This is a genomic window from Nocardia sp. NPDC023852, assembly GCF_040639505.1.
Taxonomy (GTDB): domain Bacteria; phylum Actinomycetota; class Actinomycetes; order Mycobacteriales; family Mycobacteriaceae; genus Nocardia.
Genome location: NZ_JBFAAB010000027.1, coordinates 17927 through 36194 on the forward strand (window position 1 = coordinate 17927; position 18268 = coordinate 36194).

The window sequence follows — 18268 nt, forward strand, 5'->3', positions numbered from 1 at the left end:
ACAATCGCTCCCATAGGGGGCGACTCGGGTCATGGGTCGCTTACCCGGGCAGGGTGGGGACAAACAAGCCGCGGTGACCCAGGCATTTCCGCCCGGTGGGTGCGGCGGTGGATCACGCGGGTCTGGTGCGAAGGTCGTCCGGCCCATCGCTTGCCCGCGACAGGCAGGACGACCTCGTGGGTGCTGTGCTCAGAGGAAGCAGCCCGCAGCCCTCAAACGGGCGTACACATCGTCGGAGACGGTGATCGTCCCGCCGCTGGGACCGACAATCGCCAGCACACCCAGGTCCACCCGCGATCGGACGGAGCAGTCCAGCAGTTTCGCGGTGACGGTGATGGGTTGGTCTGCGTGTGCCGCGCCGGCTCCGCTGATGGTTGAACAGGCGAGTGCCAGAGCGATAGCACCTGTTTTGACAAGTCGCACGGGTGTCCTCCTTGGAATCGCAGTCGTGTACAGCTTGCGGATCTCTCGTCCGGGTGATCGTGCTGTGTGCGGAAGGCGTCTGTCGTCCCGGGCCGACCTATCGGCTCCCTGTGCAGGCCACAACGATAAGGGCTGTCACCTGGCCGAGCGTGTCGTCAGCATCGGCGATTCGTCACATCGTGCGCCAGTCTCGAAGGTTTGTCCCCGGATGGCCCGGCACCCGGCAGTCGTCGGTAGGCCGCGCAGCGTACTCGCTCGGCACGACAAGGTAGACAACCGTGTCAGGGGCGTGACAGGTGGGTGTCAGGCAGGGGGCCGATCGTGGGCGCATGAGAAATTCGGCGATCGCGGTCTCAGGGCTGCGGAAGACATCGGGGGCCTCGGGATCGCCGTCATCGGATATCTGTGGGCGTCCTCCACCTTCAAGAAGCGAGCGTGACCGCGACCAACTCCCGCAAGCTCGCCTGCGCGCCCTCTCCAGTCGCCTCGGCGAACCGCGAGTTACCGAGGCGACTTCGCGTGGCCTGCTCGATCCGGGCCACATCGGGATGGGAACGATCCGACAGACCGCGCATACCAGCGCTCGCCGCGAGCAGCCGCGCGGCCTGCTCGTACTGTTGCTCACGCAGCGCCAGGTCCGCGATCCCGACGAGCACCTGCGCGATCAGGGGCGTATTTCCCGCCTCCGACGCCGCCCGAAAAGCCGCGATGCGGTGTGCACGGGCCTCGTCGAGGTCCTCGGCAAGGTAGCCGAGCAAATCTTGAATCGGCGCGCGGACGATGGCCCGCTCGGCGTCATCGCCCAGTATCGCTGTCGCGACGTCGAGTTGCCGGTACGCCTGCTCGGCATCACCGCTCCAGCGCGCGAGCTCCGCCTTCGACATCGCCAGCGCGGCAAGCGCACTCGGCCAGGCGACTCGTTCCGCGGACCGCTGCGCCTCGGCCACAGCAGCAGCGCTGGACTCCACATCGCCCAGCAGCCAGTACAACTGAGCCTGCCGCAACCGCATCGGCACGACATCGTCGATGGCACCGACCTCGGTGACGACCGCGATCGCCTGTTCGTAATGGTCGCACGCAGCGGCGAACTCGCCGCGCATAGCGATTCGATTCGCCACCTCGGTCAAGGCGAACATGATCCCCCACCGGTCGCCGATCGCGCGAAACTCTGTGAGGGCCATCGCTAGATAAGTATCCGCATCCCGGCCGTCGTGACCGAGCTGGATCCGCATCTTGCCGAGATGTAGCCGGGCAAGGGCGCGTACCCAGGGGTCCTCGTCGACCAGCAGTGCTTCCCATGCGGGCAGGATCGCATCCGGTGCTTGCACCATGCGTACCAGTGGGGCGGCGAACTTCGGCGCCGGGTGCCGGGTCTGAGCACGCCGGCTGATGTCGTAAGCCTTGTGGATCCACTCCTCCGCCCGGTACTGGTCACCCTGCGGCCCGGCGGCCACGAACTGTACGACGAGCGCGTACACCACGGCCCGGCAGTCGTCGGCCACCTCGCCGGGCATGACAGCGGCCGCCATGATCAGCTCGTTGCCCTCCGCCTTGTGCCCGCCGAGCCACCAGTACCAGCCAGCGGCAGCGGCGAGCCGCATTGCCCCGTCTGCTTCACCCGCCGCGAGCGCCCCACGCATCGCGGCGGCGATATTGTCGTGCTCGACCTCGAGCGCGGCCAGCCATTCCAATTGCTCGGCGCGGCGAAGATGCGGCTCCGCGATTTCGGCGAATTCGGTGAAATACGCGAGATGCGCACGGCGAGTCGGTTCCGATTCCCTCGCCTCCGCGAGACGCTCCTCGGCGTACTCCTTGATCGTGCCGAGCATCCGGTAGCGCGGCACCCGATCGCCTGCGGTGACCACCAGCGATTTCTCGGTCAGCGCGGTCAGTAACTCGAGCACGTCACCCGCCTCGACCGCATCCCCCGCGCAAACCCGCTCGGCCGCTTCCAGGCTCGCCCCGCCCGAAAACACCGAGAGTCTGCGCAGGACCACCCGTTCGGCGTCGGTGAGCAGCTCCCAGCTCCAGTCGACCACGGCGCGCAGTGTCCGGTGCCGCGGCAGCGCGGCACGGCTACCGCCGGTCAGCAGGCGGAACCGGTCGTCGAGCCGGTGGGCGAGCTGATCGAGGGACATGGTGCGCAACCTGGCCGCGGCGAGTTCGATCGCCAGTGGCATCCCATCCAGCGCCCGGCAGACGCGCGCCGAAGTCGACAATGTGTGGGCGTCCGTAGCGAGGTCCTTGCGCACCGCGCCGGCTCGGTCCAGCAGCAGCCGGATGGCCGGTGCGGACTCGATCTCGCCGGGGCCGGCGTCTTCCGCGGGTAGGACCAACGGCGCGACCGGCCATAATGCCTCACCGGTAATGCCGAGGGGTTCCCTGCTCGTCGCGATGATCCGCAGCCGTCGGCACTCTCCCAGCACTCGATGGGCGAACGTCGCCGCGGACTCGATCACGTGCTCACAGTTGTCCAGAATCAGCAATATCGCCCGCTCGCGGACCGCGGCAATGACCCGATCCGTCGGCTCCGCGTCCGGTGCCTCACCGAGCAGCGCATCCCGCAGTTCGAGCGCGGCGAGCGTCGCTTGCGCGACGTTCTTCCCGCCCCCCTGCCCTTCGGGCCCGCCCGGGTCGGCACCGTCGGCGCCGATGGCCGCTAGTTCGACCAGCCAGACTCCGTCCGGCAGGTCGCCGAGCAGCGTGCGCGCGGTTTCCGTGGCCAACCTGGTCTTCCCCGAGCCGCCCGGCCCGATCAGGGTGGTGAGGCGATGTTCGGCACTGAGTTCGCGAACCGCGGCGACATCATCGTCCTTGCCGACGAAGCTGGTCAGCTCGGCACGCAAGTTGGTCTTCCGGTTCTCCTCCCGCCGTCCCAACTCGCCCCGCAACAGCGCGACGTGCAATGCGGACAGCTCCGGTGACGGGTTGACGCCCAACGCGTCGGCCAGGGCTTCTCTCGTGCGCTCATACACGAGCAGCGCCTCGGTGTCGCGACCGGTCGCAGCGAGGGCACGCATCAGCGCGGCGACAAGCCGTTCACGCATCGGATGCGCGGCCACCAAGTCGGTCAGTTCCGTGACCAGCTCCGCACCGTGGCCGAGGCTGATCTCCGCATCGAACCGATCCTCCATAGCTGTCAGGCGTAGCCCCTCGAGCCGGGTGACCACCGCGTCGAACGCCGCACTATCCTGCAGGCCGATGTCCTGCATGGCCGCACCGCGCCACAATGCGAGGGCCTCGCGCAGCCGCCGTACCCCCTGGGATTCCTCGTCAGTGCGGGCTTGGGCGAGGAGGCGTTCGAACCGCACCGCGTCGACAGCGTCGGGTTCCACCCTCAACCGGTAGCCGTCCGTCTGCCCCTCGACCAACCCTTCCGGTAGTGCCTTCCGCAGCCGGGAAACCAAGCGGTGTAAGGAATTCGCGGCGTCGGAGGGCGGGTTCTCACCCCAAATCCAGTCGATGAGCGTCGCCCTCGGGACTGCGTGACCCGGTTCGAGTGCGAGGGCGATCAACAGCCCGCGCAGCCGCGCGCCCGGCACGTCGGCGAAAACGCCGTCGTCCGTGCGAACTTCGAATGGTCCGAGTATCCCGATCTGCACTCGGCTGATCTTGCCATGGGCGATCGGCAGGCCTCCGACTGCTGACGCGGCGCAGAAAGTTGCCGAGGTATTGGCCCCTGGGCTGGTAGATGCCGTTCTGCTTGCCTGCCGGGGCGCCGTCGGACTTCGCATTGTCCCTGGATGGTTCGGTCGTCTCGGTCCGACAGCGGTCGGTTCGTCGTCGCACGGGCTAGCCGACCATGTGTCCGGCATGGTCGGTGTCAGAGCCGTGACAGTCGCATGTCAGATCCGTCGGCGACTGTGGTCGAAACAAACCGCCACGAAAGGAAATCCGATGAGTCGAACGGCTCCCATCCCGCACGGTCTCCCCATGGAGCGCAACGCGGGCCCCTTCGAGCCTCCTCGCGAGATCACTCGGCTGCGCGAGGCTCGCCCGGTCAGTCCCATGGTCTTTCCCGACGGGCACGAGGGCTGGCTCGTCACCGGCTACGACGCGGTCCGCCGGCTCATGGCCGATACCCGGTTCAGCTCCCGCCAGGACATCGGCATTCTCCACGTGCCGTACGAGACCCCCGGCATGCCCGTCGCCACCGAGCCGTCTCCGCAGATTCCGGGCCTGTTCATCGCGATGGACCCGCCGGACCACACCCGGCTGCGGCGCATGCTCACCGGCGCCTTCACCGTCAAACGCATGAAGCAGCTCGAAGAGCACATTATCGACATCACCGAGCGGCAACTGGACGAGATGGAGCACCTCACCCCACCGGTCGACCTGGTCAAGGAATTCGCGCTGCCGGTGCCCTCCCTGGTGATCTGCGAATTGCTCGGTGTCCCCTACGAGGACCGGGAGACCTTCCAGGTCAACTCCGCCAAATTCTTGGTCAAGGACCAGCCGCTCGACGAGAAGATGGCCGCGTACGGCGCAATGACCACGTACCTCGCCGAACTGGTCACGCGCAAACGCGCCGAACCCGGCGACGACATACTGTCCGACCTGGCCCGCCAGGACGACCTCACCATCGAGGAGCTGGTTGGCATCGCCTTCCTGCTGCTGCTCGCGGGCCACGAGACCACCGCGAACATGCTGGCACTGGGCACCTTCGCGCTCCTCGAGCACCCCGAGCAGCTGGCCGAGCTGCGCGCCGACCCGGGTCTGATGCCCGATGCCGTAGAGGAACTTCTGCGCTACCTGTCAGTCGCCGATATCTTCTATCGCTACGCCACGGAGGACATCGAACTCGGCGGTGAAATAATCGGCAAGGGATCGACCGTTGTCGTCTCGCTGCTGGCCGCCAACCACGACCCCCAGCGCTTCGACAACCCCGGCACTCTCGACATCCGCCGCGAGGCCCGCGGTCGCCTGGCCTTCGGCCACGGCATCCACACCTGTCTCGGCCAGCAACTGGCTCGCATCGAGATGCGCGCCGGTTTCGAGGGGCTGCTGCGTCGCTTCCCCACCCTCGAGCTCGCCATTCCCGCCGATGAGGTGAAGCTCAGGACCGACATGAATATCTACGGTGTCCACGAACTGCCGGTCACCTGGACGGAAACGGCCCGGTAGAACCGTCGGCCGAGCAGGTCGTCGGCCTACCTGTTGGTCACGAAAGGAGATGACGAGAGTGCGAATCTCTGCGGATCGAGAGCGCTGTATCGGCTCGGGCATGTGCGCCCTTCTCGCACCGAAGGTCTTCGATCAGGACGAGGACGACGGAAGGGTGCGGTTGCTCGACCCAAGACCGCAGCGCGGTCACTCAGCGGTGCGGGAGGCCTTGGATGCTTGCCCGTCCGGGGCACTCGAAATCGACGAGTCTTGGGACTAGAGGCTGATCGACTCGGGCCGCTGGTTGTGGCTTTCGCCGGCGTCGGGCGCAGTACTCGCTCGGCTTCTGGTTCACCGAAGCACAGCCGCCGCAGCTGCGGACAACACGGACCTCGACCTACGCGTCGAGGTAGAGCTGGCCTCCCGTGCTGAGCGCTCGCTGTGGGAGTCTTCAGGTGGCATTCAGGTTGTCTGTGTGAGACTCCGCCGATGCAGACCGAATCAGTGGACGTGACCGAGGTCCGAATGGGAGATGTCATCCAAGATCCGCGTGGCGCGGACAACTGGAGGACGGTGCGGGAGTTGGGCTACGACTCTCGTCCGAAAAATGATGGATCGGGTGAATACTGGGAGCTGTACGCCTTCATCGGGCCACCGGTGGAGTCCCCCGCCCGCCCTGCTGTCATGGAAAATCGGCCGGGCTTCGACCGATTCATTTTTCGTGAGGACGAACAAGTCACCCGTAGGGTCTTGTCGTAGCCGGCCCATTGTCGCCCCTGTCGGGGGTGGCACATAGGTGGATCGCTAAGGCCCCCGCCGGCACGTGGAAGTCAGCGAGTTGGAGATCCGAGAGCGGTATGCCGATGCTGGTGGTTGTACCAATCTCCTTGTACGCCGCGAAATGTCGTTCTTCTTCGGAATCACGAGGGTCTACGAGGCGGCGCGCACCCGCCCGGCGAGGCCGATCAAAACGTCGACGATGAGGAAAGCGAGCAGGCTCAGCCCGACCAGCGGGACGAACCAGCCGATCACCAGCGCGGCGGCCAGCAGCGGCACGACCAGCCACGGTGAGGTCTTGCGCAACGTGCCTCGCCGCGGCGCGCGGCCCGGCGCCAACCCACCTCCGCCGCGGGTTGGGCGCCGGCGCCACCACATGAGGTATCCGCGGATGATCACGGTGATCAGGCCCAGCATCGCCGCGAGCAGCAGCAGCTGGTTGAGCGGCCCGAACAGGAGACCCATGTGGAACTGGATGCCCCAGTTGGTGAGCTTGGCCATCAGCGGCCAGTCGGCATAGGCCAGGTGGTCGGTGACCACGCCGGTGGCTCCGTCGACGGCGACCGCGTCGACGGTGTAGACGCCGGATATCCGTCGTTCCTTCACCGCGAACGCCGCCCCCGGCGCGGCGGGGACCGCGATCTCGGCGGCCTGGGTGACCCCGTGGGCGCGGGCGGTCTCATACACCCGGTCCAGCTGGCTGATCTGGTCGGCCGGGTCGGCGGGCGCGGGCGCTCCATAGTCGCCGCCGTGGTGATCGCCACCCGAATCATGGACGCGTGCGGCGGTTCCGGGCAACACGGTGCTGACCGCGGGCGTGGTCCAGCTGAGCTGCTGACGTAACTCGGTGATGTTCGCGCCCGCGTAGGTCGACCAGGTCAAGCCGGTTGCCGACAGCAGAAGCAGCAGCGGAAGCGCCCACATGCCCACCGCGCCGTGCCAATTCAGCGTGCGGCCGCGCCCGTTCTGCGACCGGTCGGGCACCAACAGCCAGCCTGCGGAATTGCGGACGCGTCGGCCGTGTACCCGGCGGATCCAAATGACCAGACCGGCCAGCGCCACGATCCACAGCCAGGACGCGGCAAGCTCGCTGTAGATCCGGCCGGACTCGCCCAGGCAGAGATCTCGGTGCAGGCGGTCGATCCAGGTGCGCAGCGGCAGCGCGCCCGAGCTGCCGTAAACGACGGAATCGCCGACAGGCCGCGCGGTGTATGGGTCGACGAACACCGCTCGCCGCTCGGACTCACCCAGGGAGGGGTCGTCGAACAGCACGCGAGTGGTGTCCTCGGCGTTTGCCGCCGGGGCGACGGCCACAAGCGTCAGGTTCGGCTGGGTGGCGACCGCCCCTGTGACCTGATCGGACAGCGGTTTCGGTGTTTCGGCCGCCGTGACCGTCAGCAGGTCGCGCGACATGATCGACTCGAGCGTCGGCGAGATCGCGTAGAACCCGCCCGTGACGGCGGTGACGAGAAGGAAGGGCCCAACGAATACGCCTGCGTAGAAGTGCAGCCGCAGGGCAAGTGCGTACCAGCCGTTGCGTGACCGGGGCCGGGATTTGTCCGGCAGTTCCGGTAGTTCGGCGTCGGACGTGGTGATTTCTGTTGTACTCACGGTCGTTTCGTTTCTGAGGGTCGGGAAACTGGGCAGGTCGCAGGCCGTCGGTCACGATGTGCCGGTGCGCACGGTGCGGCGCGAAACTTCCGCCGCGCGTATCTGGCCGGTGGCTGTCTGGACGACGTGAGATGGCGCGAAAGACGTTCCGACTGATGCGAAGGCACGGCAGCGGCGCAGTCACCTCAGTGCGGCGCGACGCCGCGGTGCTGAAGTACGCGGACGCGATAGCGTGCCGCTCCCACAGCGCGTCATGTCCACGTGACCGCGAAATACTGACGAGCGTGCGTCCGCAACGTTGTGTCGCACGGTGAAAAGCCGTGGAGTGAGCGGCGCTCACACACGAACGCTCCCGTGCACCGGGTATGGGGAAAGATCAGATGCTGACCGGAAGCGGCGGACCGCGGGTGCACAGGGCTTGGGCGGCGAGAACGCGCAGGATGACGCGATCCCGATGGTCTGTGCGCAGTAGCGCCGGACCCGCGACAGGCGCCCTGCGGCACACCGGAATCACGCGGGCCAACACTGCGGTCCCCACCCGGTACGCGGCTTCCGCGCCGCGGACAACGATAGCGGCCGCGACCGCCGCGGAGAGGTGTGCGGTGAGCATGACCGGAGTCAGCTGCGCATCACCGTGATGCAGGTGCCCTGAGCTGAACCCCATGGTGAGGTGACCGAGCACCTGCGCAGTCACCAGCGCAGCGACCAGCCCGGTCGAGGTGTCACGCAACAGAGCGATTCCGGCCACCGTGGCGCCGATCACGGTGGAAGCGGCGGCGAGCAGCACCAGCACGGTGGCAGTCGGCGGCATGCCGCCCGCCGCCCACCCATGTGCGGCAAGGGAAATGACGCCCGAGATCGCACCGGCCGAACCACCGCGCACCTGCGCGACGGCACCGCGTCGCCCCGTCGCGGGCCGGCCGAACTCGATACTCACCCGCTGATGATAGCCGACGGATTGCACGCCATTTTTCGTATCGATCCGATCCGAAAACGGTCGAGAGCAGTAGTTTCCATCTGAGCCGGTCAGCTCGCGTCGACGTCCATCTCGATCAGCGGCTTGCGCAAGAGTTTGCCGGTCGCATTGCGGGGTAGCTCGTCGAGGAAGATCACCTCGCGCGGCACCTTGTAGCGCGCCAGATTCGCCTTGACGTAGTCCTTGATCTCCTGCGGATCCCGCGCGGAGTCCGGGCCGGGAACGACGAAGGCGCGCAGCCGCTTTCCGAAGGCGCGGTCGTCCACGCCGACCACCGCGGCCTCGAAGATGTCGTCGCGGCCCGCGATGAGGTTCTCCACCTCGAGCGGGAAGACGTTCTCGCCACCGGAGACGATCATGTCGTCGTCGCGGCCGTCGATGAAGAGCAGGCCGTCGGCGTCGAAATGGCCGACGTCGCCGCTGGACATCATGCCGTTCACGGTCTCCTTGGTGCGGCCGTCGGTGTAGCCGTTGAACGCGAAGCCGTTGTTCACGAAGATGCTTCCGGTGATGTTCGGCTCGGTGATCGGCTTTCGGTTCTCGTCCAGCAGCACGATCCGGATGCCGACCGGTGCGCGGCCCGCGGTGGTCGGCGCCTTGCGCAGGTCCTCGGGGGTGGCGACGGTCATGACGGCGCACTCGGTGGAGCCGTACAGGTTGTACAGGCTGTCGTTGAAGTAGTCCAGCGTGCGGGTAACGACGTCCGGCGCGATGGCTGACCCCGCCGCGAAGATGACCTTGATGGTGCTCGGGTCGTACTTGGCCAGGACCTCGTCACCCAGGTCCAGGATGCGCTGCAGCATGGTCGGCACCAGCACCAGCGAGTCCGCACGGTAGGTGGTGATGTTCGCGAGGGTCTTCTCCGGGTCGAAGCGGCGCTGCTGGAAGACCACCCGGTTGCCGAGTGCGAGACCGAGGGCGAACTGGGATAGGCCGGTGCCGTGGAAGATCGGCGCCGCCATGAGCATGGTGCCGTTGTTGGGCAGCGGCACCCGGTCGACGAACTGGGCCGAAGCGAACGGGCTCACCCGGTCGCGTGGCGCGCCCTTCGGGATGCCGGTGGTGCCGCTGGTGAGGACGACCATGCCACCCGGCTTGGACGGCGGTGGCAGTGATGCGGTGGAGCGGCCCGCGACCAGCGACTCGATGGTCGGGATCGACGGGTCGGCGTTGTCCTTCTCGTCCACCCAGGTGAGCACCCGTGGAATGTCGGCGGGGATCGCGCTCATCAGGTCGAGGAATTCGCTGTCGTGCAGCACTGCCTTCACGTGCTCGCGCCCGGCCACGTCGGCGAACTGCGGTTTCGCGAAGCCGGTATTCATCAGGACGGTGCGCACGCCGAGCTTGCCGGTCGCCGCCAGGCTCAGCACCATGCCGCGGTGGTCGCGTGCCAGCACCGCGATCACGTCGCCCGGCTCGAGACCATGGTCGGCGAGGCCGCGGGCGAGCGCGTTCGACTGCTCGTCGAGCTGGCGGAAGGTCAGCTCCCCGCGTTCGTCGACGATGGCACCCGCGCTCGGCCTGGTCTGCGCACCGTGCATGACCACACCGGCGAACGGGCCGAACTTCAATACGTTGAACGCCGACCGCACGGCGTGATCAGGGCGCAGCGGATTGAACAGTCGTCGCTTGACCATGACATTCACGCCGCGGGCGAGATCGCCCGCCTTGCGCGCGGTGCCGCTGAATGCGGGGAGCAGAGACATCGACGACAACCTTCCGGCGGCCCCCGCCTGTGTGCGTCAGGTGGTGCGGACCGCAACCTCGGGATCCAGTGCTGTGGCTAACATTAGCAAGAGAGTGTAACCGTGTGTGTCATGTAACTCGGCAAGTCCTACCCGTTGGTAACCTGAGGGCTTTCCCGGCCACGCTCAGCCCTGGACCTCGTAATCCACCAGCACCCGGCGCAGCAGCTTGCCGGTTGGGTTGCGGGGGAGGTCGTCGAGGAAGACCACTTCGCGCGGCACCTTGTAGCGGGCCAGGTTATTTTTGACGTAGCCCTTGATCTCCTCGCCGTTCGGCGTGTGGCCCGGCTCGGGAACGACGAAGGCGCGCAACCGCTTGCCGAACTCCGCGTCGTCCACGCCGATCACCGCGGCGTCGAAGATGTCGGGGCGCTCCAGCAGCAAGTTCTCCACCTCCTGCGGGAAGACGTTCTCACCGCCGGAGACAACCATCTCGTCGTCACGGCCGTCCACCATGAGCAGGCCGTGCTCATCGAAGTGGCCGACGTCGCCACTGGACATGTAGCCGTCGATGACCTGCTTGTTCCTGCCGTCGGTATAGCCTTCGAACGGTGCGCCGCTGCGGATGAAGATGCGCGCGGTCGTGTTGATCGCGGTGACCTGTTTGTCGTTGTCGTCGTAGAGCCGCACGTCGCAGGTGATGGGCGCACGACCGACGGTTCCGGGCGCGAGGGCAAGGTCCTCCGGTGTGGCCACGGACGCGACCGCGCATTCGGTCGAACCATAGAGGTTGTAGAGCACGGGCCCGAACACCTCGGTGGCCTTGATCGTGAGCTCGGGGGACAGTGCCGAACCGGACAGCATGATCACCTTCAGCGATGACGTGTCGTACTTCCTGCGGATCGCCGGGTCGAGTTCGACCATTCGGTGCAGCATGGTCGGCACCGCCACCAGCATGTCCGCTGTGTGGTCGGCGACCATCTTCAGTGTCGCCTCGGCGTCGAAGCGGCGGCGCACCACCACCTTGTTGGCCAAGGCCGCGCCGACCAGCCAGGCGGCAAGGCCGGTGGCGTGGAAGATCGGCGACGCGATCACCTGGGTACCGCCACGCGGGAACGGGATGCGGTCGACCATCTGTGCGGTGGACAGCGGGCTGAACTTGCTGCGCGCAGCCCCTTTCGGCAAGCCGGTGGTGCCGCTGGTCAGGATGATGAAGCCGCCGGGCTTGCTCGGCGCGGGCAGCGGTTCGGTCGAGTTGGCCCCGATCAGGTCGTCGAGCGCTTGCGCGCCTTCTGTCAGTTGGGCTTCCTCGTCGATCCAGGTGATATACCTCGGCAGGTCGGCGGGCAGCGCGTCGAGCAGGCCGAGGAACTCACTGTCGTGCAGCACCGCCTTCACCTTCTCGCGCTCGCACACCTCGGCGAACTGTGGCTTGGAGAACCCGGTGTTCATCAGCGCCACCCGCACGCCGAGCTTGCCCGCGGCGGCGATGGAAAGAATCAGGCCGCGGTGGTCGCGCGCCAGCGCGCCGATCACCATGCCCTCGGTGATGCCCGCCGCTTGCAGGCCGCGCGCGATCGCGGTCGACTGCTCGTCCAGCTCGCGGTAGGTCAGCGTGCCTGCCTCATCGACGATGCCCGGCGCGTCCGGCTCGATCCGGGCGGAGTGCCGGATCAGCGTGGCCGCCGGGCCGAGGATCCGCGACTCCTTGATCGTCCGCAGCGTCTCCAAAGGCCTGCGGGGATCGCTGATGCCACGGGTGCGAAGCACCCCTAGCGCTTGCACAGCTTCCAGCGCGTGCGCCACCTTCATGTCGAAAACCTCCACAACGTCGGTACTCGACCTAGCGAACCGATATGGCCCATTGTCACCGTAGCAAGTTCGGTGTGTGACAGGTCACAAATAAACCAGACAATTTGGGCATGGTCCGATGCGCTTACCAGGCCAGTCATGAACATGGCCAGTGGCAAACCGAGAACCAGATAACCGGTGCGCTTCGTGGAGCCGCACCGGTGTCGAGGTTTTCCTTGCTATTTCAGCTCGGCACTGGTCTTCCCGAGAATTCGGCGGGCCACGATCAGCTGCTGGATCTGCTGGGTTCCTTCGAAGATGTCGAGGATCTTCGAGTCCCGCCCCCACTTCTCCAACAGGGTGCGCTGCGAGTAGCCGATGGCGCCGGCCAATTCGACAGCCTTGAGGGTGACGTCGGTGCCGGTGCGGCCCGCCTTCGCCTTGGACATGGAGGCCTCGAGCGAGTTGGGCTTCTTGTTGTCGGCCATCCACGCCGCGCGTAGGGCGAGCAGGTAGGCGGCCTCGTAATCGGCTTCCATCCGCAGGAATTCGGCGGCAGCGGCGTGCTGATTGTTGGCCGGGATGTCGTAGGAGATATCGACACCAGCGTCGGTCAGGATGACACGCAGCTCCTCGAGTGCGGCGCGGGCGACACCGACCGCCATCGCGGCGACGAGCGGTCGGGTGTTGTCAAAGGTCTGCATGACCCCGGCAAAACCCTTCTCCACGTTGACTTCCGGGCTGCCGAGGATATTGTCTTTCGGAATCCGGCAGTCCTGTAGCAGTAGCACCGCGGTGTCGGAGGCTTTGATGCCGAGCTTGTGTTCGAGGCGCGCCACCGACAGACCCGGAGCATCCCGCGGCACGACGAACGACTTGATCGCCGCGCGGCCGAGGCTCTTATCCACTGTCGCCCACACCACGATGTGGGTGGAGCGCTGGCCGGCGGTCACGAAGATCTTCTCGCCGTTGAGCACCCATTCGTCGCCGTCCAGCACGGCGGTGGTGGACACGGCCGCGGAGTCGGAGCCGAAGGACGGCTCCGTGATGGCCATCGAGGCCCACACCTTGCCGAAGCGCTTCAGTTGCTCGTCGGTGGCGACGGCGGCGATCGCCGCGTTGCCCAGACCCTGGTAGGGGATCGACAGCATCAGGCCGACGTCGCCCCAGGATGTCTCCAGCGCGTTCAGCAGCGCGGACATATTGCCGCCGTTGCTGTTTCCGAGTAGCTCGGTGGCGTGACTGTTCGTCTCGCTGTCTTCCGCACGGCCACCGGCGGCGCCACCGATCTTCTGGGTGCCGGAGTCGGCTAGGCCTTCCACCATGGCGGCCATGGTGTCCAGCTCGACCGGGTAGTCGTGCTCGGCGAGGTCGTACTTGCGTGAGATCGGACGGAAGATCTCCTGCGCGACCTGGTGGGCCTGGTTAGCGCTGGCCCGCAGCTTCTTGGGGAGTTCGAGGTTGATCATGGTGAAGTCTCCTGGAATAACGAACAGGCCGATCAGATGAGCACGATGCCTTCGGCGACGCCGATGGCCCGCAGGTCGCGGTACCAGCGCTCGACCGGGTGTTCCTTGGTGAAGCCGTGGCCACCGAGCAGCTGAACGCCGTCGAGGCCGATCCGCATGCCTTTGTCGGTGGCCAGCTTCCTGGCCAGCGCCGCTTCCCGGGCGAAGGACAAGCCCTGCTCCGCGCGAGAGGCTCCGCGCAGCGTCACCAGACGCAGGCCGTCGAGTTCGATCGCGATATCGGCGACCATGAAGGCGACCGCTTGACGGTGCGAGATCGGTTCGCCGAATGCCTCCCGCTCGTTCACATACGGAATCACGTAGTCCAGCACCGCCTGGCCGGTACCCGCGGCGAGCGAGGCCCAGCCGAGACGCGCCAAGCGCACAGCGTCGGCGAAGTCCTCGGCGCGGGTCTTGGCGTCACCGTCGCCCAGGATCGCGTCGATGCCGACGGCGACGTTGTCCAGGATCAGGCGACCGAGGCCGGCGGCACGCAGACCCATGCTCGGATCGGCCTCGACGACCAGGCCGGGGGTGTCCGATTCGATGATGAACAGGGCGGGACGGCCGTCGAGCTCGGCGGCGACGAGGAACAGCTCGGCGTCGGCAGCGGCAGGCACCAGGCTCTTGACGCCCGAGATGCGGTAGCCGCTCGGCGAGCGCACCGCCTTGGTCTGCAGCGTGAACGGGTCGAACAGGGCGCGTGGCTCGCTGATCACGACCGCGGCCTGCGGTACGTTCTCGCCGGTGAAGGACGGCAGGTAGGTCTTCTGCTGCGCGTCGGTGCCCCACTGCGACAGCGCGACCGCGACGCCGCTCGGCGCCAGGATGGGCAGGGCCAGCCCCATGTCGCCGTGCGCCAGCGCCTCGGCGACCAGCGAGTTGGTGACCGCGCCGCGCTCGGAGGCGACGCCGTCGAGTTCCTCGGGAACGTTGATCAGGGTGATACCGAGTTCGGCGGCCCGCTCGAGCAGGTCGCGCGGCGCCTTGGCGGCGTGGTCGGCGTCGTAGGCCGCCGGGCGCAGGATCTCGGCGGCGAACTCGCGAACCGTCGCCACGATCATCTGCTGGTCGTCGCTCGGTGTCAGGTCGAAGAAGCCCTTGCTCTTCGATTCGTTGTCCGCGAGACGCTTGGGCGCGCCGGTGCCCGCGACCTTGGCGAACGCACGGGTAGCGGCACCCAGGGTGCGGAAGCCGGTCTTGGTGCCCTCGTAGGTGACTCGCTCGATCGGCCTACGCAGGTTGTACTTGTGTGCGAGTTCCGACCCGGTCAGTGTCGTCATGACCCGCATCGCCGCGCCCATCCAATCCCGCTTGGGTTGGTTCAGGCCGACCGCGGAAGTGTCCGGACGCCGCGTCGTTGCGCTGTCTCGAGTGCTCATCATCACCATGTTTTCTCGGATGGGCGGGTGCGGTCTGCCCCAGCTATCTTACTCCTGAGTAAGGCTACCTTACTCTAGAGTAAGAAGGGCGTCGAGGTGCAGCCGACTCCGACTCCGTTGCCGACCGCGGTGAGGGTGGATTTCGTCCGGATTCGTCATTGGACATGCGGATTTCGGCCATCACCGGTGGTGGGGCGGCCGGAGCAGGAAGTCTTCGATCGTTGTGCGCCAGAGATCCGGTTGTTCGACCATCAGGACATGACCTGCCCGGATTTCGGTGTAGTCGGCTCCTGGGATCGCGGCGGCCAGGTAACGCGAGTTGTCCGGGTCGACAAGAAGGTCCTCGGTGGCGTTGACGACGAGGGTGGGGACGGTGACCCGGGGGAGATCGGCAGTGATGTCGACGGTCTCGACGAGTCTGCTCTGCTGCAGCGTACCGCCGGGAACAGATGCCGCGGTGTCACGGACCAGGTCGGCGACGACGTGAGCGGACAGGCTGTTGGTGTATGCGGGACTGAATGCTGTCGCGAGGGTGAACCGGGCAAAGGTATCGGTGTCGCCACGCCCGAGGAGGCCCTGCCAGGTCTGCATAGCGAGGCGAATGCGGTTGTCGGCCTTGGCGAAACCGGCCGCCAGCAGGAGTCCGCGCACGCGTTCGGGGTGCCGGGTCGCGGCCCGCACCGCCACCGTGGTGCCGAGCGAGAAACCGAGCACGACGCAGGTTTCGACGCCCGCGTCGACCGCCGCGTCGACCAGCGCGTCCGCCAGGTCGTCGAGGGCGAGCGGGAAATCGTCGGCGGGGTACTCGGGCGCGACCACCGTGTGCGTCATCGCGAGCGTGGGGATGATCGAGCCGAAATTACTGTCGATCGTTCCGCTGGCACCGTGCGCCAGCAGGAGGCCGGGGCCGGTGCCGGTCACCGTGGTCTGTAAGGGAATCGCTGTCATGCCCGCCAAGTTATGAATTCACATGAGTGTGAAGGTCAAGCCGAACATGATCGGAATCACATGTTGATCGGAGAACTGGCCCGCCGGACGGAGGTGAGTCCTCGCCTGCTCCGGTACTACGAGCAGCAGGGCCTGCTGGAACCACGGCGGGACGCCAAGGGCTACCGCTACTACTCGGACGACGCGCCGGCAAGGGTACGGCGGATCCGGGAACTGCTCACCACGGGCCTGTCCACCGACGACATCCGCGGCCTGTTGCCGTGCACCTACGACGCGGACCGCTGGGTCGTGCCCTGCGACGAATCCCTTGTGATCGTCGAAGGTCGGCTCGCGGCACTAGATACGAGGATCACCGAACTGCAACGGCAACGCACCCTGCTCGGCCGGCAGCGCGACGCCATCAGCACGTGGCTGGCGGCACCTTAGTACGGCCGACCAGACATCCGGCGGAAAACGGTTACTCGCGGACGTAATAGCGCAGCGTCGCGTACGCCGTCAGCGCGGCGAACACCACGCCGACAGGTGCGATGACCAGCGCGGTCGTCACGATGTCGTCGCCGGTGATGCGCGGGAACACCTTGCTGGAAAACAGGTCGCCCAAGGCACGGTCGATCACCAGCGGCCGCGCGACGAGCAGGCCGAGCATCGCGAGCAGCGATCCGGCCAGCGCGGCGACCACCGCCTCCACGAGGAACGGCAGCTGGGTGTACCACCGCGTCGCGCCGACCAACCGCATGATGCCCACCTCGGTCCGCCTGGTGAACGCGGCGATCTGCACCATGTTCGCGATCAGCAGCAGCGCCGCCAGCGCCTGCAGCACGGCCAGACCGAAGGCCGCGTTGCGCAACCCGTCGAACAGGCTGACCAGCCGGTCCACGATGTCCTTGTCATTGCGCACCATCCCGACGCCCGGCCGGTCGTAGAAGTTCTCGTAGATCGTCGGGTACAGCTCCGCGTTGTCCATCTTCACACGCAGCGACGCGGGCAACGGCGTCTCGCTGACGTACTTGGCGAGCTCGGGCTGGTCCTTGAACGTCTTCTCTTTCGCCTCGCGCACCGCGTCGTCGCGGTTGAGGAACTGAACCGACTGCACGCCGCTGGTTGCCTTCAGATCGGCCATGAGTGATCGGCACGGGTCCTGCGAACAGTCCGGGTCGTTGGCCGAGACGTCCTCGGTGAGATACAGCCGCACCTCGAGCCGGTCGAGGAAGTACTGCTCGGTCTTGTCCGCGATGCGCACTGCGAGCAGACCGCCACCGAGCATGGTGAGCGAGACCGCGGTGGTCAGGATCATCGCGATGGTCATCGTCACGTTGCGGCGCAGGCCCGCGAAGACCTCGCCGAACAGGAAGCTCGCACGCATTATCGGCCCACCCCGTAGACGCCGGTCGCCTCGTCGCGCACCAAACGCCCGTGGTCGAGCTCGACCACCCGCCTGCGCATCGCGTCGACGATGTGGTTGTCGTGCGTCGCCATCAGCACCGTGGTGCCGATGCGATTGATCCGCTCCAGCAGCATCATGATGTCGCCGCTGGTATCAGGGTCGAGGTTGCCGGTCGGTTCGTCGGCCAGCAGCACCAGCGGGCGGTTCACGAACGCCCGCGCGATGGCCACACGCTGTTGTTCACCACCGGATAGCTCCGTCGGTAGTCGATCGGCTTTGCCGCCGAGTCCCACCATGTCCAGTACCTCTGGGACGGTGCGGTCGATGATCTGGCGCCGTTTGCCGATCACCTCCAGTGCGAACGCGACGTTCTGGTACACCGTCTTCTGCTGCAGCAACCGGAAGTCCTGGAACACGCACCCGATCCGCTGGCGCAGCTTGGGCACCCTGCGGTTGGGCAGCCGGTCGACCCGGAAGTCGGCGACCTGGATCTCGCCGACTGTGGGAGATTCCTCTTTGAGCAGCAACCGCATGAAGGTCGACTTGCCCGAGCCGGACGGTCCGATGATGAAGACGAACTCGCCCTTGCCCACATCGACGGTGATGTTGTCCAGCGCGGGTCGCGTCGAGGTCTTGTACGACTTGGTGACGTTCCGCATGGTGATCACGGGGAGCCAGTG

General features: G+C 66.7%; 15 protein-coding genes. 4 read left to right on the forward strand and 11 right to left on the reverse strand.

Annotation, left to right across the window (positions count from 1 at the left end; translation table 11 throughout):
• Positions 1 to 189: 189 nt before the first annotated feature.
• A complete protein-coding gene (locus AB0H00_RS26880; protein WP_357271657.1) occupies positions 190 to 423 on the reverse strand; it encodes a hypothetical protein in 234 nt (77 codons plus the stop codon).
• A 422-nt stretch (positions 424 to 845) separates the two neighbouring features.
• Positions 846 to 4025, reverse strand: coding sequence for a BTAD domain-containing putative transcriptional regulator (locus tag AB0H00_RS26885; RefSeq protein ID WP_357271659.1), 3180 nt, complete (start codon positions 4023 to 4025; stop codon positions 846 to 848).
• Positions 4026 to 4320: 295 nt separating this feature from the next.
• On the opposite strand from AB0H00_RS26885, the gene AB0H00_RS26890 reads away from it, so the two are divergent.
• From AB0H00_RS26890 to AB0H00_RS26900, 3 genes are all read left to right on the forward strand, one after another.
• Positions 4321 to 5547, forward strand: a complete 1227-nt coding sequence (locus AB0H00_RS26890) for a cytochrome P450 (RefSeq protein WP_357271661.1) — start codon at positions 4321 to 4323, stop codon at positions 5545 to 5547.
• A gap of 58 nt (positions 5548 to 5605) precedes the next feature.
• A complete protein-coding gene (locus tag AB0H00_RS26895) occupies positions 5606 to 5806 on the forward strand; it encodes a ferredoxin (RefSeq protein ID WP_357271663.1) in 201 nt (66 codons plus the stop codon).
• Between the two features lie 209 nt (positions 5807 to 6015).
• The gene (locus AB0H00_RS26900) at positions 6016 to 6285 is read left to right on the forward strand and encodes a hypothetical protein (protein WP_357271665.1); all 270 of its coding nucleotides are present in this window, start codon (positions 6016 to 6018) and stop codon (positions 6283 to 6285) included.
• A 171-nt stretch (positions 6286 to 6456) separates the two neighbouring features.
• Here the strand turns inward: AB0H00_RS26900 and AB0H00_RS26905 are convergent, their stop codons facing one another.
• From AB0H00_RS26905 to AB0H00_RS26935, 7 genes are all read right to left on the reverse strand, one after another.
• On the reverse strand, positions 6457 to 7914 hold the full coding sequence (locus AB0H00_RS26905; protein ID WP_357271667.1) for a PepSY domain-containing protein: 1458 nt from the start codon (positions 7912 to 7914) through the stop codon (positions 6457 to 6459).
• 376 nt (positions 7915 to 8290) lie between these two features.
• Positions 8291 to 8851, reverse strand: coding sequence for a hypothetical protein (locus AB0H00_RS26910; protein WP_357271669.1), 561 nt, complete (start codon positions 8849 to 8851; stop codon positions 8291 to 8293).
• An 89-nt stretch (positions 8852 to 8940) separates the two neighbouring features.
• A complete protein-coding gene (locus tag AB0H00_RS26915) occupies positions 8941 to 10596 on the reverse strand; it encodes an acyl-CoA synthetase (protein ID WP_357271672.1) in 1656 nt (551 codons plus the stop codon).
• Between the two features lie 165 nt (positions 10597 to 10761).
• Entirely contained in the window at positions 10762 to 12387 is a 1626-nt protein-coding gene (locus tag AB0H00_RS26920) for an acyl-CoA synthetase (protein ID WP_357271674.1), read from the reverse strand.
• A 218-nt stretch (positions 12388 to 12605) separates the two neighbouring features.
• A complete protein-coding gene (locus tag AB0H00_RS26925; protein ID WP_357271676.1) occupies positions 12606 to 13835 on the reverse strand; it encodes an acyl-CoA dehydrogenase family protein in 1230 nt (409 codons plus the stop codon).
• 32 nt (positions 13836 to 13867) lie between these two features.
• Positions 13868 to 15265, reverse strand: coding sequence for an acyl-CoA dehydrogenase family protein (locus tag AB0H00_RS26930; protein ID WP_357271678.1), 1398 nt, complete (start codon positions 15263 to 15265; stop codon positions 13868 to 13870).
• Positions 15266 to 15436: 171 nt separating this feature from the next.
• Positions 15437 to 16204 (reverse strand): alpha/beta hydrolase, encoded by a 768-nt coding sequence (locus AB0H00_RS26935; protein WP_357271680.1) that lies wholly within the window; start codon positions 16202 to 16204, stop codon positions 15437 to 15439.
• Positions 16205 to 16264: 60 nt separating this feature from the next.
• On the opposite strand from AB0H00_RS26935, the gene AB0H00_RS26940 reads away from it, so the two are divergent.
• Positions 16265 to 16630: a MerR family transcriptional regulator gene (locus AB0H00_RS26940; protein WP_357271682.1), complete on the forward strand. Its 366-nt coding sequence runs from the start codon at positions 16265 to 16267 to the stop codon at positions 16628 to 16630.
• A gap of 31 nt (positions 16631 to 16661) precedes the next feature.
• Here the strand turns inward: AB0H00_RS26940 and ftsX are convergent, their stop codons facing one another.
• Together ftsX and ftsE are read right to left on the reverse strand one after the other, a co-directional pair.
• Positions 16662 to 17567, reverse strand: a complete 906-nt coding sequence (gene ftsX, locus AB0H00_RS26945; RefSeq protein ID WP_357271685.1) for a permease-like cell division protein FtsX — start codon at positions 17565 to 17567, stop codon at positions 16662 to 16664.
• On the reverse strand, positions 17567 to 18256 hold the full coding sequence (ftsE, locus tag AB0H00_RS26950) for a cell division ATP-binding protein FtsE (protein ID WP_357271687.1): 690 nt from the start codon (positions 18254 to 18256) through the stop codon (positions 17567 to 17569). Before ftsE ends, ftsX begins: the two co-directional genes overlap by 1 nt.
• Positions 18257 to 18268: the final 12 nt, after the last annotated feature.